This is a genomic window from Betaproteobacteria bacterium, assembly GCA_016791345.1.
GTDB lineage: Bacteria > Pseudomonadota > Gammaproteobacteria > Burkholderiales > JAEUMW01 > JAEUMW01.
Genome location: JAEUMW010000017.1, coordinates 1 through 22,404 on the forward strand (window position 1 = coordinate 1; position 22,404 = coordinate 22,404).

The following is a 22,404-nucleotide window of genomic DNA, read 5'->3' on the forward strand; positions in this document are numbered from 1 at the left end:
CTCGCGGCAACGGTCGCCGCGTTCGTGCTCGAACGCCGTCTGCGCGACACCTACACGCTTCTGCTCTATCTCGACGGGCTCGCTTGCGCGCTCTTCACCGTGCTCGCCATCGACAAGACGCTCGGCCTGGCGCACAGCGCGGCAGTGGCGGTCGTGATGGGCATCGTCACCGGCATCGGTGGCGGACTCATCCGCGACGTGCTGATCGGTGAGCCGACGCTGCTCACGCGCAAGGAGTTGTACGCGACGCCGATCCTCCTGGGCGGCCTGCTTTATGTCGGGTTGCTGCTCATCGTGCCGGAGCGGCACGAGCTTGCCGCGCCTGCCTCGGCCGCCGCGCTCTTCCTCATGCGCGCAGCGGCGATCCACTTCGGGCTCACCTACCCCGCGTGGCTGACGGTGCGTCCGAGAACGTAAAATGCTTGCCTGCGGCAATGGTCCATGGGCGGTGAGTCCCGCCTGCCGCCCGATCTGGAGATGGTTCGATGACCCGCTTGACAATCACGCGCCCGGACGACTGGCATCTGCATCTGCGCGACGGCGATGCGATGCAGGCCGTGCTGCCCTTCACCGCAGCCCGCTTCGGTCGTGCGATCGTCATGCCGAACCTGACGCCGCCGGTGACGACGACCGAGCAGGCGCTGGCGTACCGGCGCCGCATCCTGGCGGCGCTGCCCGCGAACAGCCGCTTCATGCCGCTCATGACGCTCTATCTCACCGACGAGACGTCGGCCGAGGAGGTCATCAAGGCGAAACGCAGCGGCGTCGTGCACGGCGTCAAGTACTACCCGGCCGGGGCCACGACCAACTCGGCCTCCGGTGTCACCGATATTTCGCGCTGCCAGAAGGCGCTGGAAGCGATGGAGGAAGTCAACCTGCCGTTGCTGGTGCACGGCGAAGTCACCTTTGCCGAGGTCGACCTGTTCGATCGCGAGAAGATCTTCCTCGACCGTACGCTCGCTCCCCTGCTCGGTCGTCACCCGCGGCTGCGGGTGGTGCTCGAGCACATCACGACGAAGGAGGCGGTGCGCTTCGTGCGGGGAACGCCGGCGCGCGTCGCCGCCACGATCACCGCGCATCACCTGCTGCTCAACCGCAACGCGATGTTCTCCGGCGGCATCCGTCCGCATCACTACTGCCTGCCGGTCCTGAAGCGCGAAGAGCACCGACTGGTGCTCATCGAAGCGGCCACGAGCGGCAACCCGAAGTTCTTCCTCGGCACCGACAGCGCGCCGCATGCGCGCCAGGCGAAGGAGACGACCTGTGGTTGCGCGGGCATCTTCACCGCCCACGCGGGCATCGAACTATACGCCGAGGTGTTTGCCGCCGCGGGTGCGCTCGACCGGCTCGAAGGCTTTGCCAGCATCCATGGGCCGCTCTTCTATGGTCTGCCGAAGAACGGCGACACCATCACCCTGGTGCGCGAAACCTGGCCGGTCCCCGCCGAGTTTCCCTTCGGCGCCGGGACACTGGTGCCGATGCGCGGCGGTGGCACCGTCAGCTGGCGGATGGTCTAGCCTCGGGCACAGTCCGCGGCAGGTCGCGCGTCCGGCTCACGGCTTGACCGGGAGCCAGGTCAGCGTTCCCGCTTTCATGTCGGGCACGATGAGAAAACGCCCGCTGGCGTCGAGCGTCAGGTCGGCCGCCGCTTCGAAGCTCTGTTCGTATTTGATGGGCACCGGTGTCGATCCGGTCAGCGGCATCCGCCAGACGTGCCCGTTCTTCCAGTCGCTGATATAGAGCTGCCGCTTGCGATCCAGCGCGAGCCCGTCGCCCCCGCCGAAACCGGTGGCGAGCTTGCGGCTCTTTTTCTTCCGGTCGAGCGAGATGCGATAGAGGTCGCCCGACGCGAAGTCGACGACGATGAGCGCGTTCGGTCCGTCCATGACGAGGCCGTTCGGGCTCTTCACCAGCGGGTCGAGGGAAGTGTTGGTGACTAGACTGACCTTGCCCGTGGGCGAGACCTTGAAGATCGCACCGCCCATGCCCTTGGCGCCGCTGTCGGACACATACCAGTGCCCGGCGCCGTCGTACACGATGTCGTTCAGGAATTTCGGCACCACCGGGAACGCAGAACGCTCGACGAAGACGGTCGCCTTGCCCTTGGCGTCGATGCGCCAGATCTGATCGCGATCCGTCACGTAGAGATGGGTGCCGTCGTGGGCGAGGCCCTTCGGGTCGTTGAGGCCGGTTGCGAAGGGCTCCAGCGTCCCGTCCGCCTTGACGCGGACCACGCTGCCGTCGCCATCCTTCGCGAATTCGCCGATCTGGGAGACGTAGATCTCGCCGCGCGGACCGACCAGCGCCGACTCGGGATTGACGAGACCCTTGACGACGCGCGGGGCGCCCAGCGCTGCCGCGGCAGCAGTCGCGAAAATAATTGCTGCGAGCAGGCGCGCGACCGCTGCCGGGCATCTCGCCATTCGAATCATCGCAGTGCGGCAAGTGCTGCTTCGTAGTCGGGTTCCTGCTTGATCTCCGGCACGAGCTGGGAATACACGACCTTGTTGTTCTCGTCGAGCACCACCACGGCACGCGCGGTCAGGCCGCGCAGGGCGCCGTCGGTAATGTCGACACCGTAATCCGTGTGGAAGGCGCGATCCCGAAACGTCGAGAGCGTGACGACGTTCTCTAGACCCTCAGTGCTGCAGAAGCGGGTCATGGCGAAGGGCAGGTCGGCGGAGATCACGAGCACGACCGCGTTGTTCATGACGCCGGCCTTCTGATTGAACTCGCGCGTGCTCTTCGCGCAGGTCGGCGTGTCGAGGCTCGGCACGATGTTGAGCACCTTGCGCCTGCCGGCGTATTCGCCGAGTCCGACGTCCTTCAGATCCTTCGTCGTGAGATGAAAGTCCGCAGCCTTGCTGCCAGGCTTGGGGAACGCGCCTGCCACGCCGATCGGATTGCCGCCGAGGGTCACTTGGCTCATGGTTGTCTCCTCCGTGTATGGGTGAAGCGGATGCCGGAGCACGCGATTGTAGCGCGCCTGGCCGGACCTTCCGGTGAAAGTTGGCGCCGCCGCTACGGGTAGAAGAGAAACAGCCGATAGCCTTCTGCACGCATCGACCCGGTGTCGAGCGCGAGCCGCAGATTGACCTCGCCCTGGGCGGCCAGCCCCTGCGCCGGGTCGCTGCCGGCGGGGAGATAGTCGGCCGGACCGAGCACGCGGCGCGCGAGGATTTCGTCCTGCGCGTTCTGCAGCGTGACTTCGAGCGCCGGATATGCAACCGGAAACTCCGCGCTGTTCCTGAGTGTGGCGATGAGGGTGACACGGCTCGGTTCCTTGGTGTCTGCGACCATTTCGTCACCCTCGATCGCGAGCCGGTCGACGGCACGAGGCAGGCGGACCTCGCAGCCGACGATGCCGCAGAGCGCGACGAGCGCACCGCGCAGTGCCGGATGCTCCGCGGCGAGCATGTCGCGCTGGCGAAGCGCGAGTTGCAGCAAGAGCAGCACGAGGAGCAGGACCGAGACTGCAACCGTCTTCCACTGTTCCCGCAGCCGGTCGAGGACGGATGGGCGGGGCGGCGTCGGCGCGAAGACATCGACGAAGCCAGCGGCCGCAGATGACGCGGGCGGAGCGATTGGCGGCGTGGCGGCGGGCGCGGCCTCGGTCGTCACGGCGGGCGCTGCGGTGTCCTGAATCGCCGGGACGAGAGCGGTCGCCCTGCCTGTATCGGAGACCAGGTGCGCGAGACCGTCGAAGATCGCGTGGCAGCGCCCGCAGCGGACCTGGCCGGTCCGTGTCCGCAGCTGCTCGGGGCTCACGCGGAAGAGCGCCTGGCACACCGGGCAGCGGGTGGCGAGCGTCACGACCGGCGTCCCGCGAGCAGCGCCCAGCCGTCGAGCACGGCAACCGGGGCCAGGTGCAGGGCGGGAGCGTAGCTCGCCACCACGTCCGCGGCCTGCGCTTGCAGAATCCCGGAAAGGAGCAGCCACCCGCCCGGTCGCACGCGCGAGGTGAGCAGCGGCGCGAGCGCCTTGAGCGGGTTGGAAAGAATGTTCGCCAGCACGATGTCGTACACGGCCACGGGTGCGGCGTCCGGGCCCGTGAAGTGCGCCGCGACGCGATTCTGTTCCGCGTTGCGAACCGCTGCAAGCACGGCCTGGGGGTCGATGTCCACGCCGTGCACGACGGCGGCACCCAGCTTCATGGCGGCGATGGCGAGAATTCCCGAGCCGCAGCCGTAGTCGAGCACGCGCTCGCCACCGTGCACCGTGTCGGCCAGCCATTCCAGGCACAGCCGGGTGGTCGGATGGCTGCCGGTGCCGAATGCAATACCCGGGTCGAGCACGACATTGATCGCCGTCGGGTCCGGACTCGTGTGCCATGTGGGAACGATCCACAGTCGATTGGAGATGCGGATCGGCAGGAACTGGTCCTGTGTGAGGCGCACCCAGTCCGCATCGTCGACGCGGCGCGCCTGCAGCTCGATCGTCTCCCCGATACCGCAGGCGGCCAGGACCTGCCGCACCAGTGTCTGCGCCGGCAGGTCCTCGGGAAAGAGGGCGGTCACGCGCGCTGCCGGCCATGGCGCGAGCGTCGCCCCCGGTTCCTCGAAGATGGGGGTCTCGGCTTCGGTATCCGCCGCGCTGTCGGCGGTGTCGACGCAGACCGCTCCGCTCGCGAGCAATTCATCGGACAGTTCGTCGACGCGTTCGCCGGGCGCGACGAACTGAATGGCAAGCCAAGCCACGTGCGGGTCAGCCGCCCTTGTTGGCGGCGAGCTTCTGTTCGAGGTAGTGGATGCTGGTTCCGCCGCGCAGGAAGTTGGCGTCGGTGAGCAACTGCTGATGCAGCGGGATGTTGGTGCTGATGCCTTCCACGATCATCTCCGACAGCGCGACGCGCATGCGGGCGATCGCCTGCTCGCGGGTCTCGCCGTAGGCAATCACCTTGCCGATGAGGGAATCGTACTGGGAGGGCACGAAGTAGTTGGCGTAGATGTGCGTGTCGACGCGTACCCCCGGGCCGCCGGGCGGGTGATACGACTCGATGCGACCGGGGCTGGGCGTGAACTTGTACGGGTCCTCGGCGTTGATGCGGCACTCGATCGCATGCCCGCGAAAGGCGACGTCTCCCTGCCGCACGCGGAGCTTCTCGCCCGCCGCAATGCGGATCTGCTCTTGGACGATGTCGATGCCCGTGATCATCTCGGTGACCGGATGCTCGACCTGCACGCGGGTGTTCATCTCGATGAAGTAGAACTCGCCGTCCTGGTATAGGAACTCGAAGGTGCCGGCGCCGCGATAGTTGATCTTGCGGCAGGCCTCGGCGCAGCGGTCGCCGATCTGGTTGCGCCGGCGCGTGGGCAGCTGCGGCGCCGGGGCTTCCTCCATGATCTTCTGGTGTCGCCGCTGCATGGAGCAGTCGCGGTCGCCCAGATGCACGGCATTGCCCAACTCGTCCGCCAGCACCTGGATCTCGATGTGGCGCGGTCGCTCCAGGTACTTCTCGAGATAGAGCTCGGGGTTGCCGAAGGCGGCCTGTGCCTCGGCGCGGGTCGTCGCGACTGCGTTGAGCAGCGCGGCCTCGGTGTGGACGACGCGCATGCCGCGGCCGCCGCCTCCGCCCGCCGCTTTCACGATGACCGGATAGCCCACCGCGCGCGCAAGTTTGACGATTTCCGCCGAGGTTTCCGGCAGTACGCCCTCGCTGCCCGGCACGCAGGGGACACGGGCGCGCTTCATCGCCTGCTTCGCGCTTACCTTGTCACCCATCAGGCGGATCGTGTCGGGGCGTGGGCCGATGAACACGAAGCCGCTTTTTTCCACCTTTTCGGCGAAGTCGGCGTTTTCGGAGAGGAAGCCGTAGCCGGGATGGATTGCCTCTGCGTCCGTGACTTCCGCCGCGCTGATGATGGCGGGAATGTTGAGATAGCTCTCACTGGAGGGCGGCGGGCCGATGCAGACCGACTCGTCGGCAAGGCGCACGTACTTCGCCTCGCGGTCGGCCTCGGAATGCACGACGACCGTCTTGATGCCGAGCTCGCGGCAGGCGCGCTGCACACGAAGCGCGATCTCGCCGCGGTTGGCGATCAGTATCTTTTCGAACATGGGCGCGAACCGGTGCCAGTCGGGGAGCGTGGTGCCGGCGGTCTCGCGACCGATCGCGTCCTCGTCACGCGAAACTCAGCCGATCAGGAAGAGCGGCTCGCCGAACTCGACCGGCTGCCCGTTCTCGACATAGATCTCTTTCACGACTCCGCCCTTGTCGGATTCGATCTCGTTCAGGAGCTTCATCGCTTCGATGATGCAGAGAGTCTCGCCTTCCTTCACCTGACTGCCGACTTCCACGAACGTGGGGGCGCCGGGAGAGGGTGCACGATAGAAGGTGCCCACCATTGGTGACTTGACGACGTGGCCTTCCGGTTCGGCGGCCGCTGCGGCAGGGGCGGGTGCTCCCGGGGCTGCCGCGATCGCCGCCGGTGCGGGCTGCAGACCGTTGGCCATGACGATCTGGGCGGGCCCCTGGGCGCCGACGCGGGCGATGCGCACGCGTTCCTCGCCCTCGGTGATCTCGATCTCGGCGATGCCGGATTGCTCCACCAGGTCGATCAGTTTCTTCAGCTTTCTGAGATCCATGGTCATTTCCCTCGCCGGTAGCCGAGCGCAAATTCGAGGGCGAGTTCGTAGCCGCGGGCACCCAGGCCGCTGATCACGCCGACCGCGATATCGCTGAAATAGGAGTGGTGGCGAAAGGCCTCGCGTGCGAAGACGTTGGACAAATGAACCTCGACAAATGGAATGTTCACGGCGGCCAGGGCGTCGCGCAACGCGACGCTCGTGTGCGTGAGCGCCGCCGGGTTGACGATCGCGAAGTCGACTCCCGAGCGAGCGGCCGCCTGCACGCGATCGACCAGATCCCCCTCCGCATTGCTCTGGTGCGACTCCAGTCGCACGCCGGCTTCAGTGGCACGCCGGGCGAGCGTCGCGTCGATCTCAGTCAGCGTCACGCGACCATAGTGCTGGGGTTCACGCGCACCCAGGAGGTTGAGATTGGGGCCGTGCAGAACCAGGATATGCTGTGGGGTGGACGCCGCCGGCATCCGCGAAGTTTGACGCAGTTCGATGCATTTCGTCCAGCCATCATTGCATTTGACCGGCCGGCATGGACGTCCGGCGATCTGGCGTGAACCGCGGCGAATCTCAGAGAAGTGGCTCGATTGCGCGCGTGAGCTTCGCCTCGTCGAGACCGCCCAGCTCGGTCCCGGCGAGCGTGCCGCTGCGATCGAAAACGACCGTGAAAGGCAGTCCGCCGTGCGTATTGCCGAGCGTTCGCAACAGCTCCACGGCATCGAGCCCGCCGACCAGTACGGGATAGTTGAAGCCCATCTTGGCGGCGAAGGGCGCGACCTTCTCCTGCGCCTCGACGGCAATCCCCACGAACTGCAGACCGCGGTCCCCCCAGCGAGCCTGCATGCGGATGAACTCCGGAATTTCCTTGAGACACGGCGGACACCAGGTCGCCCAGAAATTCACGACGAGCACCTTGCCGCGCCACTGCTCCAGCGGCTGCGCGCGACCATCCAGGTCCGGGAAGCTCGCCTTGGCGAGCGTGTCCTGGAAGCCCGTCCGCGCTGCAGGCGCGGCGGCGCCAGCCGGACGACGAGCGTCGGTGGTGAGATAGCGGACTGCGACGCCTGCGGCGGCCGCGACCAGCGCGACGACCACGAACAGGACGCCGGCGCGGGTTCGGGTCATCGTCCGACCTGTGCCAGGGCGGTGAGGAAGGAATCTGCGGGCTTGAAGCCGGTCACCCGCAGCGCGGAGAGTTCGCTGCCCGCTGCCGAAAAGAAGATGTAGCCCGGCGGGCCGAAGAGGTTGAAGCGCTGCAGGAGCGCGCGATCGCCTGCGGTGTTCGCCGTCACGTCGGCCTGCAGGAGTACGAAATCGGCGAGCGCCGCGCGGACCCGGGGATCGCTAAAGGTAAAGCGGTCCATCTCCTTGCAGGCGACGCACCAGTCGGCGTAGAAGTCGAGCATGACCGGCCGGCCACGCGCCTGCTCGAGCTGCGCTTCCAGCTCCCCCAGGTTGCGCACGCGCTGGAACTGCAGTGCCGGTGCCGTTACCGTGGCGCTCGCCCGGAGCCCCGAAAGGGGCTGCAGCGGATCGCGACCGCCGGACAGCGCGCCGATGAGCAGCGCCACGCCCAGCAACAGGACGATGACGCCCATGCCCTTCGCGAGCTTGCGCATGCCGGAGGCGCCGTGCGGCAGCGGATCGAGCGCGTGCAGGAAAATCGCCGAGCAGATGCAAAGCGCCGCCCACGCGAGCATCACGACGACGGCCGGGAGCAGCGGCGTGACGAGCCAGATCGCCACCGCCAGCATGACCACGCCGAACCCCTGCTTCACCGATTCCATCCACGGCCCCGAGCGCGGCAGCACGGCCCCGCCGGTCGCGCCGATCAGGAGCAGCGGCATGCCCATGCCGAGGCCCATGGAGAAGAGTGCAGCGCCGCCCTGGATGGCTTCACGCGTCTGCGAGATGTAGAGCAGCGCGCCGGCGAGCGGTGGTGCTACGCACGGTCCGACGATCAGCGCGGACACGGCGCCCATTCCAAACACACCGGCGAAGTGGCCGCCATGCAGGCGATTCGCCTCGGCGGCGAGCTTGCTCTGCAGAAACGTCGGCAGCTGCAGCTCGAACAGCCCGAACATGGAACAGGCGAGCAGCACGAACACCGCCGCGAAGGTGGCGAGCACCCAGGGTGTCTGCAGTGCCGCCGAGAGCATCGTGCCGGAGAGCCCCGCCGCGATTCCGGCCGCGGCATAGGTGAGGGCCATGCCGAGCACGTAGGCCAAAGCGAGCAGGAAGCCGCGGGTGTGCGAGAGATGCGCGTGCTCGTGCCCGGCGATGATGCCGGAGAGGATCGGGATCATCGGGAAGACGCAGGGCGTGAGGGCGAGCAGCAGCCCGAAGCCGAAGAACGCGGCGATCGACGCCCACAGACCGCCGTCGCGCAGGGTGGCGGCGATGCGGCTGTCTTCCGCGACGGCGTTGAGCGGTTCCGCCGTGGCCGCCGCGACGGCCAGTCCGCCGCCATCCAGGGCAAAGGTCTTCGTCATCGGCGCATAGCAGAGTCCTTTGTCGGCACAGCCCTGGTAATCGACCGCCAGCGTGGGGCGCGCGGCCCCGTCGCCGCTGAGTTCGACCAGCGCTTCGAACGGCTGGTGGTAGACCTCCGTCTGGCCGAAGGTCGGGTCGTGCTTGGGCTCGGCCGGCGGCAGCGTGGCGCGGGCGGGCTGTCCGCCCGCATCCTCCAGCCGAAACGCGAGCTTGTCGCGATAGAGGTAATAGCCGGGGGCCGGAGCAAAGCGCACGATCGCCGAGGTGGCGTCGCGGCGCTCTGCCTCGACCCGGAAGGCCTGATCCGGCGGCAGGAACTCCGGCTGCGCACGGCTGCCGCCAAAGGACTTGAAGAGATCGTCGACGGCACCCGCAGCGGCCAGCGGCAGCAGCAGGAGCGCCATCAGGAGGACGGCGGGTCCGCGCGTTCTCGGAATCATGCGGCGCGAACGGTTAGGACGTGGCGGGCAGCGTCTCCGCCGCGACCCATTCGAGGTAGGCGGGCAGGCCGTGGCTCAGGGGCACGGCCACGATCTCCGGGACGTCGTACGGATGCCGGGCGCGGATCGCCTGTTCGACGGCAGCGTAGAGCGCTGTCCGGGTCTTGATCAGGACCGGCACCTCTGCCGCCGTTTCGATCGCTCCCTGCCAGCGATAGATCGAGGTGCAGCCGCCGAGCACGTTCACGCACGCCGCCACGCGGGCATCCACCAGCGCCCGCGCCAAGGCCAGCGCGCTCTCGCGGTTCGGGAGATTGGTGAAAATGAGCAAGGTGTCCACGGCGGTTGCTTTGCGGCAAATGCCCAATTCTAGCGGCTTTCGTTGCGTCGGACTTGCGCCTGCCTTCTACGCGACCGGCGCGTCGCGGCGTTTGCGGGCGAACTCTGCGAGCGCGCTTCGGACCGTGGGATAGCGCAGCCGCACGCGGAGTTCCTTCGTAAGACGCGTGTTCGAGAGTCGTCGCGACTCGCGCATGAAGGACAGCAGTTCGGGGGCCAGGCGCGCCTGGGCAACGGCCCAGGTCACCCGTGGTGGCCGGCGCAGCCCGAAAGCGTCCGCGACGGCATCGAAGTAGTCCCCCATCCTGAGGGCACTCTCGTCCACCGCGTGGTAGACGCGCCCGGGGCGGCCGCGTCGCAGCGCGGTCGCGCAGATCTGCGCGAGGTCGTCGGCGTGCACGTGATTCGAGAAGGAATCCTCCTCGGCCACCAGCGCCGGGGTGCCTGCCTCGATGCGTGCGAGCGGCAGGCGCTCGGCGGCGTAGATGCCGGGCACGCGCAGGATCGAGACGCTGACGCCGGTGCGACGCTGGAACGCTCGCAGCCGTCGCTCGGCGTCGACGCGGCGGCGCGCGCGGGCGGTCTCGGGGCGCACGCGGCGCGTCTCCGGCACCAGCGCGCCGCGACAATCCCCGTAGACACCCGAGGTACTGATATAGAGAAGGCGGCGTGGTAGACTTCCGCCGCCTCCGAGGGCTGCCAGGAGGTGCGCAGTGCGCGTATCGTGGTCCCCTTTCGGCGGCGGTGGGGCCAGATGGAGAATCTCGTGCGCGACGCCGCGAAGCCGGCGGAGATGGGCGCAGCGGTCGAGGTCACCGGCGATCGGCGTGATGCCCCGGGCGCGCAGCAAAGCGCGCTGCTCCGGACGATGCACGAGTCCGTAGAGGCGGTAGCGTCGGGCGAGCAGCGGTGCCGCGCGCAACGCCACGTCACCGCAACCGACGATCAGCAGTCGTCGCATCGCCGCAGTGTAAAGGAGTTGCACCGCCCGCCCGCGTGTGCGCCGGTGCAATCGAAAGGACCACGATGAGCTTCCGCGTCACCATCAAGCCGAGCGACCACGTGTTCGAAGTGGCACCCGATGAGACCGTGCTCCAGGCCGCGCTGCGGCAGGGCTTCCCGCTGCCGTACGGCTGCCGTGACGGCGCCTGCGGGTCGTGCCGGGGCCACATCGCCGCGGGCGAGGTCGATCATGGGCGCTACCAGCCGAGTGCGCTGTCCGAGGCCGACCGCGCGGCAGGCTTCGCGCTCTTCTGCCAGGCGCGCCCGCTGTCCGATCTCATCATCGAATCGCGCGAGGTCGGCGCCGTGCGTGACATCCCGATCAAGACCCTGCCCTGCCGCGTGCAGAAGATGGAGCGGCTCGCACCGGACGTGATGGCGCTCCATCTGCGGCTGCCGGCGAATGAGCGTCTGCAGTTCCTGGCGGGACAGTACATCGAAATCCTGACCCGCGACGGCAAGCGCCGCGCCTTCTCCATGGCAAACGCGCCGCACGATGACGAGCACCTCCAGCTGCACCTGCGGCACTACACTGGCGGCACCTTCACCGAGTACGTCTTCACGCGCATGCGCGAGCGCGAGATCCTTCGCTTCGAAGGGCCGTTCGGCACCTTCTTCCTGCGCGAAGACAGCGACAAGCCGATCGTTTTCCTCGCCAGCGGCACCGGCTTCGCCCCGATCAAGAGCGTTCTTGAGCACGCGTTCCACCGCGGCATCGAGCGGCCGATGGTGCTGTACTGGGGCGCGCGCACGCGCGCGGACCTCTACCTCGACGCGCTGGCGCGGCAATGGGCGGCGGCGCATCCCAATTTCCGCTACGTGCCGGTGCTGTCCGAGGCGCGCCCGGAAGAAGCGTGGACCGGGCGCACGGGATTCGTGCATCAGGCGGTGATGGAGGACCTGCCGGACCTGTCCGCCTACCATGTCTACGCCTGCGGCGCACCGGTGATGGTGGAAGCGGCGCATCGGGATTTCACCAGCCGCTGCCGGCTGCCCGAGGACGCTTTCTTCTCCGACGCGTTCACCACCTCGAGCGACGGCCGCAAGAATACGGCGGCAGGTTAGCCTCTCCGTCCGTCGCGGACGCCTCACGCAGTCGGATCCTCCACCGGCCTCGTCGGTGCGCGCTATACCACCGTGCGCCGGCGGCCGCCCGTGTTGGATTTCACCTGATAGAGCGCCAGTTCGAGCCCCTTGCGGTAGTGGGTGGCAGCCTCGTCGGGAAGATCGCGCCGCTCCTTGAGCTGGGCGAGGCCGAGGTGCGCGGAGTAGCTCTCCTCCACGGACAGGCTCGCTTCCAGATAGCTTTCTGCCTTGCCCCATAGCCCCTGTCGCGCGCACAACCGTCCCAGCGTGAGCAGCAGGGTGGCATCGTCGGGATGATCCGGCAGCCACTTCTCCGCGAGCTCGATCTGCCGTCGCACGTCCTGCCCCAGGCACTCGCCGTAGAGCGCGGCGAGCCCGCTGTCCCACGCCACCGCGAGGCTGTCCTCGATGATCCGGTGCGCCTGTGCGCAGCCGCCGAGGGCGATGTAGACCTGCGCGGCGACGGCGGCGATCTTGGTGTCGGTCCGCTCCTCGCCGGACAGCTTCTGCCAGTATTCGGTGAGACTTGCCGCGTCCAGGGTGCGGCGCCGCAGGTTCTCGATGTGCGCATTGCGGCTCACCTGCTGCACGCGCAGCGCATCGAACACGCCACGCTTGCCCAGGCTCGCGGCGAGTTCGAGCACGCGATCCCAGTTGCCGAGCCGCTGCTGCAGGCGAAGCTCCAGGCGCATGACCGCCGGGTGCCTGTGCTCGACGCCCTGCAAGGATGCCAGCGCTTCGTCGAAGTGCTGCTGCTCGGCGAGCAGTTCGGCCTGCGCCACGCGCGCGAGATCGGCGTCGGGAGAATCATTGCGGATGGCGCGCGCCAGATAGTCGTCGCGCTTGTCGAACGCCTTCAACTCATGCGCGGCGCGCGCAGCGATCACCGCCGACAGGATCGGCGATTCGTGGAGTTCCAGCGCCTCGGCTGCCGACCTTTCCGCGCGCGCGAAGCGGCCGACGAAGAGCGCACCGATCGCCTCGTTCAACGCACGCCGCCCGCGCTCGCGGCGACGCGTCTCGTGAAACTCGCGCACCTGCTCGGGGATGCGCAGCGCATTCGACACGAAGCGTGTCATCACGTAGAAGAGGGCGTAGCCGGCGAGCACGATGAGCACGAGCAGATTGACGGAAAGCTCGGCCCGGTACGGCGGCAGCACGATCAGCACATAACCGCTGGAATAGCGCGAGGCCACGGTGAGCGCGACCGCCAGCGCGGCGAGCGCCAGCAGCCACAGCAGCGCCTTCATCGCGCCCGCGCTCCCTTGGCGACCGGCTTTGCGGGGGCGGTGGTGTCCGGCACTTCCGCCGTGTCGCGCGCAATCTTGTAATTACGCACGGCTTCGAGGCTCGCGGCGAGATCGGGCAGTTCGATGCTGACCGGGCTCTCCTGCAGCTCGCGCAAGGTGGCGAGCGCGCTCGTCACTGCCTTGTTCTCGGTGTCGAAGTAGCGGTTGAGCCACTCGCGGGAGGACGCGATGTCGGCTTGATACGCCACCGGGTCGCGCTGCAGGAGGGCGATGCGCGCCGAGAGCAGCCGCAGCTTCAGGTTCTCGCGCGCAAAGTAGGCCTGCTCGGGGGCGAGCAGCGGCACCTCGGCGCGGTCGAGCTTCTGCAGACGCACCATCTGCTTGAAGTCTGCCAGTGCCTCGCGCACCACCCGCTGCCACGCGCTCTCGCCTGCCGGTGGCGGCGGCGCGGTCTCGCGCTCGGACAGCGGTCGCACTTCCATGGCGAGCGGCAACGCATCGATCTGGCCGAGCAGCGAATCGAGCCGCACCGCGATGCCGACGGTATCGACGTAAGGCAGCGCCTTCAGGCGTTCGATGTCCTTGCCGATTACCTTCCGCAGCGGGATGAGCTGTGGCTTGTCGAGGCGCTGCAGGCGGCTGTCGGCGGTCTGCAGGGCGAGCAGCGCGGCGCGCACGTCGCCGGCGAGCTGCAGCTGCTGCGACGCGATCGCCACGATCTGCTCGATTTCCGAGATCGACCAGTCGTCGCGGTTGCGCGAAAGCTCCTGGTAGAGCGACTCCAGCGCCACCTGCTGGTTCTGCGACTGGGCGAGCTTGTCCTCCAGCACGCCCACCTTGACCGCGATGTCGCGCGACGCCTCCTGTGCCTGCTGCGCCAGCACCCGCCCCTCGCGATTCTGCGCGTCGATCTCGGCGAGACGCTGCGCAAGCTCCTGACGCATCGCCTGGGCGTCGCTGCGTGCGGCAAACCAGTGCCACGCGAGCAGCGCGAGGGCGAGCGCCGCCAGGATGAGTGCGATGCTGCCGGGCGGCAGAGAAGGACGCGGCGTCTCGCGCGGCGCGGCGACAGCGTCGGCGGCTGCGGGGGCGGAAAGCTGCGGGGCGGGATCGTCCATGGGAGACTCAGACAGGTCGGTGCAGGGCGCCGCCGCCGCTCCACCACTCGATCATGCCGGCCAGGATGCCGTCGTCGTTCGGCCCGGTCAGCAGCACGCGCGTGGCACCGAGCGCGCGGGCGGTCTCCGCGATGCGCTCGTGCGGCACCACGAGCAGCGTGTGCTCGAGCCATGCACGACCCGTGGTGCCGACCATCTCGAACAGGTTGCGCACCCCTTCGCTGCTGGTGACGACGATTCCCGACAGAAGATCCTGTGCCCAGAGCTCGAACAGCGGCGCCGGATCGGCATCGGGCTTCGCACGGCGGTAGCATTCGGCATACTCGACGACGGCCCCTCGCGCCGTCAAGGTGTCGCCGAGCAGATCGCGTCCGCCCACACCGCGGAAGATGACGATGCGCCGGCCGGCGACTGGTTGCATCTCGGCTGCATCGAGCAGCGCCTCGCTGTCGAAGCGCGTCGTCGGTGCGATGACGTCGGCAATCCCGGCGCGACGCAGCGCGGCGGCCGATCCCTGGCCGACGGTGGCCGCGCGCACGTGCGGCGGTAGTCCGCCGGCCGCCGCGATGGCCGCGAGCGCTCTTTGCACCGCATTCGGACTGACGAAGATGGCGAGGTCGAACCCCGCGATGCGGCGCACGATCGCCAGCAGCGGCGCGGCGTCCTCGATGTCGCGTATCTCCAGCACGGGGAACACCACCGGCGTTCCGCCCGCCGCGCGAATGCGCTCCGCCAGCGGATGCGCCTGTTCTGCCGGTCGCGTGACGACGATGGTGCGTCCCGTGAGCATGTGCGGATCGGCAGCCTGTTCCATCAGGTAGCGGCGGCGCGGGCAAGGATGCCGGCGGCGCCGCGCCGGAAGAGCTCGCGCGCCAGCGCTTCACCGAGCGCCTCCGGAGCGTCGAGCCCGCCGTCGCCGCGCGCGGTGAGGTGCTGCGATCCGTCCGGGTTGGCCACGAACGCGGTCATGTGGATGCGTCCGTTCTCGATGCGTGCGTAGCCACCGAGCGGCAGGTTGCAGCTGCCTGCGAGCGCGCGGCTCAGCGCCCGTTCGGCACGCACGCAACGTGCGCTCGCATCGTCGTTGAGGGCGGCGACGGCGGCGATCATGTCGGTGCGCGCGGCACGGCACTCGACGCCGAGCGCCCCCTGACCGACTGCGGGCACGCTCTCCTCGGTCGGGATGCAGGCGGTGATGCGCGATTCAAGCCCGAGTCGTTTCAAACCGGCCGCGGCGAGGATGACGGCATCGAACTCGCCCGCGTCGAGCTTGCGCAGCCGCGTCTGCACGTTGCCGCGCAGCGGTGCGACGGTGAGACCGGGATAACGCGCGCGGATCTGGCTTTCGCGGCGCAGGCTGGAGGTGCCGACCACGGCGCCCGCGGGCAGCTCCGACAGGCGCGTGCAGCGCGTCGACACGAACGCGTCCCGCGGATCCTCGCGCTCACCGATCGCCGCGATGATGAAGCCCTCGGGCAAGGTCATCGGCACATCCTTCATCGAGTGCACCGCGATATCTGCATCGCCCGCTTCGAGCGCCGCTTCGAGCTCCTTCACGAAAAGTCCCTTGCCGCCGACCTTGGCGAGCGATGCACCGAGACGACGGTCGCCTTCCGTGGTCATGCCGAGCAGACGAATTTCCGTTTCCGGATATAATGCAGCGAGTCGAGCCTCGACGTGGTGTGCCTGCCAGAGTGCGAGCGCACTCTCCCGGGTGGCGATGACGATGCGTGCCGGCACTTGCCGGGTTACAGACTCACTGCTCCTCAAACCGCGTCTCTCGATTGTCCCTGTTCCGAATCGCCCTGCGCCCCTGCCTGACCGCGCGGCGATTTTATCATGCACCCCCTGGTCCCGGTGGCCCGCTGGCGCCGGCAAGGCGGCCGTTTCCCTCATCACGCGGAGGACCCTCGTCATGAACGATCGCACCGAAAGCAATGCAGCGCGCGGTGTGTTCACACCGGATGCTGAGGCGGACAAGGACGCCCCCCTGCGCGATGACATCCGGTTGCTCGGGCGCGTGCTCGGCGACACGCTGCGCGAAGAGCACGGCGACGCCGCCTTCGACCTGATCGAGCGCACGCGGCAGATGGCGATCCGCTTTCGCCGCGAGCGCGATCCGGCCACCAAGCGCGAGCTCGAACGCATGCTGGGCACGCTGCCGTACGAGGAAGTGGTGGTCGTCGCGCGCGCCTTCACCTTTTTCTCGCAGCTCGCCAACATCGCCGAGGATCTGCACCACAATCGCCGCCGCCGCATTCATCAGCGCGAGGACACACAGCCGCAGGAAGGCAGCTTCGCCCTGGCGCTCGCGCGCGTGCGCGCAGCGGGGTTTGGCGCGGACGACATCGAGCGCTTCTTTGCGGAAGGCGTTGTGACGCCGGTGCTGACCGCGCATCCCACGGAGGTGCAGCGCCGCGCCGTGCTGAACCGCCAGCGCGAGCTGACGCGCCTCCTGCTCGAGCGCGATCGCCTGCAGCTCACGCCGGTCGAGCTCGCGGCGAGCGAGGAAGAAATCCGGCGCGACGTGCTGTCGCTGTGGCAGACGCGCATCCTGCGCTCGGTGCGGCTCACGGTGGCGGACGAGATCGAGAACGGTCTCGCCTACTACGACTACACGTTCCTGCGCGAAATCCCGAAGCTCTATACCGACATCGAGCGCATGCTCGCGGTGGCATGGCCCGAGCGCACGCCGCCGGTGGCATCGGTCCTGCGCATGGGCAGCTGGATCGGCGGCGACCGCGACGGCAACCCCTTCGTCACGCACGAGGTGACACAGCACGCGATGCGCCGCCATGCAACGGTGGCGTTCCAATACTATCTCGCGCAGACCTACGCCCTGGGCGCCGAGCTCAGCATGTCGCGCCGCCTGGTCGGTGCGCGCCCCGAATTGGAGGCGCTCGCCCTCGACCCTGCCTTGCAGGACGAGCAACGGGCGGACGAGCCCTACCGCGGCGCCATCGCCACCATCTATGCGCGGCTCGCGGCCACCGCGCGCGACCTGGTCGGGCTGTCGGCGGAGCCGCCGCCGGTCACCGCCGCCGAGCCATACCCGACGCCGGAGGCGTTCGTCGAGCATCTGGACGTCATCGACCGGTCGCTGCGCAGTCACGGCTCGGCGCGCATCGCCGACGGCAGGCTGCACGATCTGCGGCGAGCAGTGCGGGTGTTCGGCTTCCATCTGGCGACGCTCGACATGCGGCAGCACTCCGGCATCCACGAGTCGGTCGTCGCGGAGCTGTTCGAACAGGGGGAAAACGCCGGCAGCTATTCCGAGATCGACGAGAACGCGCGCATCGAGTGGTTGCTGCGTGAGATCGAAACGCCGCGACCTTTGCGTTCGCCCTTCATCGAGTACAGCGAATCGACCCGCCGGGAGCTCGCCATCTTCGACGCGGCGGCGGATATCCATCGGCGCTATGGCAGGGCTGCGCTCCCGAACTACGTCATCTCCAAGACCGACGGCGTGAGCGACCTGCTCGAGATCGCGCTGCTCATGAAAGAGGTCGGGCTGCTGGAGGTTCGGCCGGAGCCGCGGCTCGCCGTGAACATCGTGCCGCTTTTCGAGACCATCGGCGATCTGCGCGCTTGTGGGCCGATCATGGATCGCCTGCTCGGACTCGAAACATACCGCCGGCTGCTGGCGACGCGTGGTAACAACCAGGAGGTGATGCTCGGCTATTCCGACAGCAACAAGGACGGCGGCTATCTCACCGCCAACTGGGAGCTGCACAAGGCCGAAGCGGTACTGGTCGAGGTCTTTCGCAAGCACGGCGTGGGACTGCGCCTGTTTCACGGGCGCGGCGGCAGCGTTGGCCGCGGCGGCGGACCGAGCTACCAGGGCATCCGCGCCCAGCCACCCGGCAGCGTGAACGGCCAAATCCGCGTCACGGAGCAGGGCGAGGTCATCGCCAGCAAGTACGCCGACCCCGACATCGGCCGGCGCAACCTGGAAACGCTCGTCGCCGGCACACTCGAAGCCACGCTCGTGCCCCACGGCCATCCCGACCAGGACCTCGACGCCCACTACCGGATCATGGACGGTCTGTCGGAAACCGCATACCAGGCCTATCGCCGGCTGGTGTACGAGACGCCGGGGTTCGTCACCTTCTTCCGGCAGGCGACGCCGATCACCGAGATTGCGGACCTGCACATCGGCAGCCGGCCGGCAGCGCGCAAGCGCTCCGACCGCATCGAGGACCTGCGGGCGATCCCCTGGGTGTTCAGCTGGTCGCAGTCGCGCATCATGCTGCCGGGCTGGTACGGCTTCGGCACCGCCATCGAGGATTACCTGAAGCGCGAGGGCGACGCGGGGCTCGCGACGCTGCAGGAGATGCATCGCGTCTGGCCGTTCTTCCAGGCGCTGCTCTCGAACATGGACATGGTGCTCGCCAAGAGCGAGATGAGCATCGCCTCACGCTATGCCGATCTCGTCACCGATGACCTGCTGTCGGAGCGCATCTTCACCGACATCTACAACGAGTGGAAGCGCACCGGGGAGCAGCTCTGCGCGATCACCGGACAGCGCAGTTTCCTGCAGTCGAACCCCTCGCTCGCCCGCAGCTTCCGCAACCGGCAGCCCTACATCGACCCGCTGAACCACCTGCAGGTCGGGCTTCTGCGGCGCTACCGTTCCGGCGAGCAGGACGAGAAGACCAAGCGGGCGATCCTGCTCACCATCAACGGCATCGCATCGGGGCTGCGCAACAGCGGGTAAGCAGCGCCGAGAACTTGGCGGTACCAGTAGCGACGCAGGCCTATGGCCTGCGTCTTCTTTCTAGGGGCGTGCGGCGGTGGCCGGCGCCAATCACTGCTGCCGCTGCCGGCCCGGCCACGTGCACACTTCTCCCGATCAGCGCGGCGCCCGGAACAGGCCACGCACGCTGAAGAGCGGCGAGTCGTACTCGCGCAGGCCGCGGTCGCGGTGATAGCGGTCGATGCGCGCGACCTCCTCGCGCGAGCCGAAGGTGAAGCCGACGCGCTGGTGCAAGTCGCCGGGCGCGACATCGAGCACGCGCTCGCGGCCGGTGCTTGCACAGCCGCCGGCCTGCTCCACGATGAAGGCGATGGGATTCGCCTTGTAGAGCAACTGCACTTGGCCGGGTCGCGCGGGGTCCCGCGCGTTGCGCGGGTACATGCACACCCCGCCGTGCAGCAGTATGTGGTGCGTTTCCGCGACCAGCGACGCGATCCAGCGCATGCTGAAGTCCTTGCCGCGCGGACCGTCCTCTCCGGCCAGACATTCGTCGATGTAGCGCTTCACCGCGGGCTCCCAGTAGCGGCTGTTGGACGCATCGATGGCGAACTCGCTGGCCGCCGCCGGAATGTGGATCGTTGGATGTGTCAGGAAGAACTCGCCGATCTGCGGATCGAGGGTGAAACCGTGCACGCCGGTACCCACGGTGATGACGAAGATCGTGGCCGGTCCGTAGATCGCATAGCCGGCGCAGACCTGTTCGCATCCGCTCTGCAGGAAGTCCGCCGTCACGGCGTCCTCGCCCGGGCGAACGGCACGCAGGATGGAGAAGATGCTGCCGACGCTGACGTTGACGTCGATCCTCGGTGAAGCGTCGAGGGCGTCGAAGACCAGGAGATACTTGCCGCGCGGATACTGCGCCGGAATCGCGCAGGGCTGCTCCATCTCTTCCGACACCATCCCGCAGAGATGGCCGCCCCACTCGTTCGCACGCAGGAACAGCTCGGCCGCGAGCAGGGGCAGCTTCTGCTGGCTTTCGCCCTGCATGCCGATCGAGGCCGCGCCGACCACGCCGCCAAGTGCACCATAGGCGGCCTGTTTGCCGATTGCCTTGCAGGCGAGGGCAACGTCAAGGATGAGCGCGTTCAGTTCACCGCTGGCACTCGGGTGACGCCGTCTCTCCTCGATCAGGAACTGGGTGAGCGTACTGCGATCGGCAAGCACTGCAGTGAAGTCTCCGGTTCAGAGGAAGATGCCGCCCGATATCTCGATGCGCTGACCGTTGATCCAGCGGTTGTCCTCGGTCAGCAGCGCCGCGATGGCGCCGCCGATGTCGTCGGGGACACCGACGCGGCCGAGCGCCGTCTGCGAGGCGATCTGAGCGTTGAGCTGCGCATTGTCACGCACGACCCCGCCGCCGAAGTCGGTCTCGATCGCCCCCGGGGCGACGGTGTTGACGGCGATGCCGCGGTGACCGAGTTCCCTGGCCATGTAGCGCGTCAGCACCTCGATCCCGCCCTTCATGGCGGCGTAGGCGGAATAGCCGGGCAGTGCAAAGCGGGCCAAGCCGGAAGAGAGATTGACGATGCGACCGCCGTCCGCGATCAGCGGCAGCAAAGCCTGGGTGAGGAAGAAAGTGCCCTTGAGGTGGATCTTCATCAGTTCGTCGAACTGAGCTTCGCTGGTCTCGGCGAAGGCAGCGTGGACGCCGGTGCCGGCGTTGTTCACCAGGAAGTCGAACGTCTCGCGCTGCCAGTGTCGATGCAGCTCCGTTTGCACCCGCGCCGCAAAGTCGGCGAAGCCGCGAGCGTCGCCGACATCCAGCGGCAGCGCGGTGGCGCGGGCACCCTTGCCGGCGATTTCCCGCGTCACGCTCTCGGCCTCCGCCACGCGACTGCGATAGGTGAAGAGCACATCCACACCCTTTTCGGCCAGGTGCAACGCCGTGTTGCGGCCGAGGCCGCGGCTGCCCCCGGTGACAATGGCGATTTTCCCGCTCACGTGAAAACTCCTTCTCGATCGGTCGGGACGCGCGCGATCCGCCCCTCCCGCTGCGGACAGTTTATTGCGAAGCGCTGTTGCGTGCTGCGACTTCTCACTGCCCTGTCGTCCGCGAAGACGGTACGCGAAATGCCGCGGGGTGTCTGCGCTTACCTGGGTACGAAGAAGTAGTAGTCGGCGGTGTAGGGGACGCGCGCGGACGTGGCAACCGTGGCTTCGGAGCAACCGGTCTTGGGCGCGACACCGCCCGCGGTGTTCACGCGCTGTATGCTCGTGACCTTGCTGAAGGCACCGGCCGGCCCGACCGACTTCGTGGAGAGCAGCAGCCACGGAATCGCTTCGGCCACCGGCGCATCGACGCGTTCGCGCACCGCACCGAGAATCCTGCTGCCATCGGTCGACTCCCAGTGGGGGCCGGCGTAGTGGCGGCCGATCTTGTTGCCGTGCCGGTCGAAGAGCTCGGCCTCAGGCGCCACGAACACCCATTCATAGGCGCCGGCCTGATCCTTCCCGGCGCGGCACTCGTAGATCTGCACACCCTTCGCGGGAACGATCATCGACAGCGATTCGTTCGCCCCGGGCTGCAGCTTCTCCGGCACCTTCACGGCGGGGGAGGCTGCGCAGGCGACGATGAGTGCCGTTGCCAGTGCGGCAAGCGTGAGGGGATGAAACATGATGCCGTCCTTTGCTCGATGGTGGGGACTCGACGTTGTCCGGGCACCGTACCGCCGGTGTTTCCACCAGCGGGAGGCGACCAGTACGCTCGAGCATTATGCGCGAAGCGCCGCCCATGCACGATTTCCGACAGCAGATTCGGCTCTTGTGACTGCCGGGCCGCTTGTCCCCTGGAGGCGGTCAGGGGCCGGGTGCACTTGCGGCGCAGAACTCGTCGAACGAGAGCCGATCGTTGAGATCGTCGTCGAGCCTCTTCCAGCTGGCGGTCGTCTCGGCCGACTTCCTCGCCTCGTCGCGGGTGATGTAGCCGTCCCGGTTCGCGTCGAGGATGCGGAACATGGACGTGCATCTGGCAAGGGTGGAGTCTCCAATCACCATGGGATCGACGTAGGGTCGCGTCTGCGCACCGCTGTCTTCCACCGGTTGGGCGAGCGCAGCGCTCAGCGCAATCAGCAGGCCTGCGATGAGTGAAACGGTGGCAAGGGTCGGAAAGGAAATCGAACGCTTCATGACAGGTTCCTCCGTGGAAACATTGACGGACGTACCAGCCGCAGCCTCCCTGTCCCGCGGCCGCGTCAAACAAGAAGCTGCGCACCCCGCGTGCCGACAGCAAACTAGTCATGAAGGAACAGTCCCTGACGCGGATATCGCATGCTTTGGGGATGCGTGGTCAATGCGACACAACGTCGCCGGACGGCGACGCAGCAGTGGTGTAGCCGGCGTTT

23 protein-coding genes are annotated in these 22,404 nt (G+C 67.8%); 4 read left to right on the top strand and 19 right to left on the bottom strand.

Annotated features, from left to right (window positions below; genetic code table 11):
* A partial coding sequence (locus tag JNK68_00455) for a TRIC cation channel family protein (GenBank protein ID MBL8538816.1) occupies window positions 1-417 on the top strand: 417 nt, incomplete at its 5' end.
* Between the two features lie 68 nt (window positions 418-485).
* Complete coding sequence (gene pyrC, locus JNK68_00460) at window positions 486-1,517, top strand: dihydroorotase (GenBank protein MBL8538817.1); 1,032 nt, start codon at window positions 486-488, stop codon at window positions 1,515-1,517.
* A gap of 36 nt (window positions 1,518-1,553) precedes the next feature.
* Here pyrC and JNK68_00465 read toward each other — a convergent pair whose 3' ends face one another.
* The 11 genes from JNK68_00465 to JNK68_00515 all read right to left on the bottom strand — a co-directional run bounded on the left by JNK68_00465 (window position 1,554) and on the right by JNK68_00515 (window position 10,812).
* Window positions 1,554-2,423, bottom strand: a complete 870-nt coding sequence (locus tag JNK68_00465) for an SMP-30/gluconolactonase/LRE family protein (protein MBL8538818.1) — start codon at window positions 2,421-2,423, stop codon at window positions 1,554-1,556.
* Window positions 2,424-2,428: 5 nt separating this feature from the next.
* A complete protein-coding gene (gene tpx, locus JNK68_00470; GenBank protein ID MBL8538819.1) occupies window positions 2,429-2,929 on the bottom strand; it encodes a thiol peroxidase in 501 nt (166 codons plus the stop codon).
* A 92-nt stretch (window positions 2,930-3,021) separates the two neighbouring features.
* Entirely contained in the window at window positions 3,022-3,813 is a 792-nt protein-coding gene (locus JNK68_00475; GenBank protein MBL8538820.1) for a zinc-ribbon and DUF3426 domain-containing protein, read from the bottom strand.
* Window positions 3,810-4,697, bottom strand: coding sequence for a 50S ribosomal protein L11 methyltransferase (prmA, locus tag JNK68_00480; GenBank protein MBL8538821.1), 888 nt, complete (start codon window positions 4,695-4,697; stop codon window positions 3,810-3,812). The genes JNK68_00475 and prmA overlap by 4 nt, the downstream gene beginning before the upstream one ends.
* 7 nt (window positions 4,698-4,704) lie before the next feature.
* Window positions 4,705-6,057, bottom strand: a complete 1,353-nt coding sequence (accC, locus tag JNK68_00485; GenBank protein MBL8538822.1) for an acetyl-CoA carboxylase biotin carboxylase subunit — start codon at window positions 6,055-6,057, stop codon at window positions 4,705-4,707.
* 75 nt (window positions 6,058-6,132) lie between these two features.
* The gene (locus tag JNK68_00490; GenBank protein MBL8538823.1) at window positions 6,133-6,585 is read right to left on the bottom strand and encodes an acetyl-CoA carboxylase biotin carboxyl carrier protein; all 453 of its coding nucleotides are present in this window, start codon (window positions 6,583-6,585) and stop codon (window positions 6,133-6,135) included.
* Window positions 6,586-6,587: 2 nt separating this feature from the next.
* A complete protein-coding gene (gene aroQ / locus JNK68_00495) occupies window positions 6,588-7,049 on the bottom strand; it encodes a type II 3-dehydroquinate dehydratase (protein ID MBL8538824.1) in 462 nt (153 codons plus the stop codon).
* Between the two features lie 100 nt (window positions 7,050-7,149).
* A complete protein-coding gene (locus JNK68_00500) occupies window positions 7,150-7,704 on the bottom strand; it encodes a TlpA family protein disulfide reductase (GenBank protein ID MBL8538825.1) in 555 nt (184 codons plus the stop codon).
* Window positions 7,701-9,476, bottom strand: coding sequence for a protein-disulfide reductase DsbD (gene dsbD, locus JNK68_00505; GenBank protein MBL8538826.1), 1,776 nt, complete (start codon window positions 9,474-9,476; stop codon window positions 7,701-7,703). Before dsbD ends, JNK68_00500 begins: the two co-directional genes overlap by 4 nt.
* 49 nt (window positions 9,477-9,525) lie before the next feature.
* Window positions 9,526-9,852: a divalent-cation tolerance protein CutA gene (locus JNK68_00510; protein ID MBL8538827.1), complete on the bottom strand. Its 327-nt coding sequence runs from the start codon at window positions 9,850-9,852 to the stop codon at window positions 9,526-9,528.
* Window positions 9,853-9,918: 66 nt separating this feature from the next.
* Window positions 9,919-10,812, bottom strand: a complete 894-nt coding sequence (locus tag JNK68_00515) for an NAD-dependent epimerase/dehydratase family protein (protein MBL8538828.1) — start codon at window positions 10,810-10,812, stop codon at window positions 9,919-9,921.
* 65 nt (window positions 10,813-10,877) lie between these two features.
* Between JNK68_00515 and JNK68_00520 the strand changes: the two genes are divergently transcribed.
* Window positions 10,878-11,918, top strand: a complete 1,041-nt coding sequence (locus JNK68_00520) for a CDP-6-deoxy-delta-3,4-glucoseen reductase (GenBank protein MBL8538829.1) — start codon at window positions 10,878-10,880, stop codon at window positions 11,916-11,918.
* Window positions 11,919-11,980: 62 nt separating this feature from the next.
* Here JNK68_00520 and JNK68_00525 read toward each other — a convergent pair whose 3' ends face one another.
* The 4 genes from JNK68_00525 to hemC are packed head-to-tail and all read right to left on the bottom strand — an operon-like array spanning window position 11,981 to window position 16,203.
* Window positions 11,981-13,189, bottom strand: coding sequence for a heme biosynthesis protein HemY (locus tag JNK68_00525; GenBank protein MBL8538830.1), 1,209 nt, complete (start codon window positions 13,187-13,189; stop codon window positions 11,981-11,983).
* Window positions 13,186-14,307 (bottom strand): uroporphyrinogen-III C-methyltransferase, encoded by a 1,122-nt coding sequence (locus JNK68_00530; GenBank protein MBL8538831.1) that lies wholly within the window; start codon window positions 14,305-14,307, stop codon window positions 13,186-13,188. The genes JNK68_00525 and JNK68_00530 overlap by 4 nt, the downstream gene beginning before the upstream one ends.
* Before the next feature lie 7 nt (window positions 14,308-14,314).
* A complete protein-coding gene (locus JNK68_00535) occupies window positions 14,315-15,097 on the bottom strand; it encodes a uroporphyrinogen-III synthase (protein ID MBL8538832.1) in 783 nt (260 codons plus the stop codon).
* A gap of 23 nt (window positions 15,098-15,120) precedes the next feature.
* A complete protein-coding gene (hemC, locus tag JNK68_00540) occupies window positions 15,121-16,203 on the bottom strand; it encodes a hydroxymethylbilane synthase (GenBank protein MBL8538833.1) in 1,083 nt (360 codons plus the stop codon).
* Between the two features lie 19 nt (window positions 16,204-16,222).
* Here hemC and ppc point away from each other — a divergent pair, with 19 nt between their 5' ends.
* Window positions 16,223-19,024: a phosphoenolpyruvate carboxylase gene (gene ppc, locus JNK68_00545; protein ID MBL8538834.1), complete on the top strand. Its 2,802-nt coding sequence runs from the start codon at window positions 16,223-16,225 to the stop codon at window positions 19,022-19,024.
* Window positions 19,025-19,159: 135 nt separating this feature from the next.
* Here ppc and JNK68_00550 read toward each other — a convergent pair whose 3' ends face one another.
* The 4 genes from JNK68_00550 to JNK68_00565 all read right to left on the bottom strand — a co-directional run bounded on the left by JNK68_00550 (window position 19,160) and on the right by JNK68_00565 (window position 22,189).
* Entirely contained in the window at window positions 19,160-20,227 is a 1,068-nt protein-coding gene (locus JNK68_00550; GenBank protein MBL8538835.1) for a class 1 fructose-bisphosphatase, read from the bottom strand.
* 18 nt (window positions 20,228-20,245) lie between these two features.
* The gene (locus JNK68_00555) at window positions 20,246-21,004 is read right to left on the bottom strand and encodes an SDR family oxidoreductase (GenBank protein MBL8538836.1); all 759 of its coding nucleotides are present in this window, start codon (window positions 21,002-21,004) and stop codon (window positions 20,246-20,248) included.
* A 149-nt stretch (window positions 21,005-21,153) separates the two neighbouring features.
* Window positions 21,154-21,678 carry a DUF3455 domain-containing protein gene (locus JNK68_00560; protein MBL8538837.1) on the bottom strand — a complete coding sequence of 175 codons (525 nt, stop codon included), beginning with the start codon at window positions 21,676-21,678 and terminating at the stop codon, window positions 21,154-21,156.
* 181 nt (window positions 21,679-21,859) lie between these two features.
* Complete coding sequence (locus JNK68_00565) at window positions 21,860-22,189, bottom strand: EF-hand domain-containing protein (GenBank protein MBL8538838.1); 330 nt, start codon at window positions 22,187-22,189, stop codon at window positions 21,860-21,862.
* Window positions 22,190-22,404 lie beyond the last annotated feature (215 nt).

Coding starts and splice junctions, on each gene's coding strand:
- pyrC (MBL8538817.1), top strand. CDS start 486: ATGACCCGCTTGACAATCACGCGCCCGGACGACTGGCATCTGCATCTG.
- JNK68_00465 (MBL8538818.1), bottom strand. CDS start 2,423: ATGGCGAGATGCCCGGCAGCGGTCGCGCGCCTGCTCGCAGCAATTATT.
- tpx (MBL8538819.1), bottom strand. CDS start 2,929: ATGAGCCAAGTGACCCTCGGCGGCAATCCGATCGGCGTGGCAGGCGCG.
- accC (MBL8538822.1), bottom strand. CDS start 6,057: ATGTTCGAAAAGATACTGATCGCCAACCGCGGCGAGATCGCGCTTCGT.
- JNK68_00490 (MBL8538823.1), bottom strand. CDS start 6,585: ATGGATCTCAGAAAGCTGAAGAAACTGATCGACCTGGTGGAGCAATCC.
- aroQ (MBL8538824.1), bottom strand. CDS start 7,049: ATGCCGGCGGCGTCCACCCCACAGCATATCCTGGTTCTGCACGGCCCC.
- JNK68_00500 (MBL8538825.1), bottom strand. CDS start 7,704: ATGACCCGAACCCGCGCCGGCGTCCTGTTCGTGGTCGTCGCGCTGGTC.
- dsbD (MBL8538826.1), bottom strand. CDS start 9,476: ATGGCGCTCCTGCTGCTGCCGCTGGCCGCTGCGGGTGCCGTCGACGAT.
- JNK68_00515 (MBL8538828.1), bottom strand. CDS start 10,812: ATGCGACGACTGCTGATCGTCGGTTGCGGTGACGTGGCGTTGCGCGCG.
- JNK68_00520 (MBL8538829.1), top strand. CDS start 10,878: ATGAGCTTCCGCGTCACCATCAAGCCGAGCGACCACGTGTTCGAAGTG.
- JNK68_00525 (MBL8538830.1), bottom strand. CDS start 13,189: ATGAAGGCGCTGCTGTGGCTGCTGGCGCTCGCCGCGCTGGCGGTCGCG.
- JNK68_00530 (MBL8538831.1), bottom strand. CDS start 14,307: ATGGACGATCCCGCCCCGCAGCTTTCCGCCCCCGCAGCCGCCGACGCT.
- JNK68_00535 (MBL8538832.1), bottom strand. CDS start 15,097: ATGCTCACGGGACGCACCATCGTCGTCACGCGACCGGCAGAACAGGCG.
- hemC (MBL8538833.1), bottom strand. CDS start 16,203: ATGAGGGAAACGGCCGCCTTGCCGGCGCCAGCGGGCCACCGGGACCAG.
- ppc (MBL8538834.1), top strand. CDS start 16,223: ATGAACGATCGCACCGAAAGCAATGCAGCGCGCGGTGTGTTCACACCG.
- JNK68_00560 (MBL8538837.1), bottom strand. CDS start 21,678: ATGTTTCATCCCCTCACGCTTGCCGCACTGGCAACGGCACTCATCGTC.
- JNK68_00565 (MBL8538838.1), bottom strand. CDS start 22,189: ATGAAGCGTTCGATTTCCTTTCCGACCCTTGCCACCGTTTCACTCATC.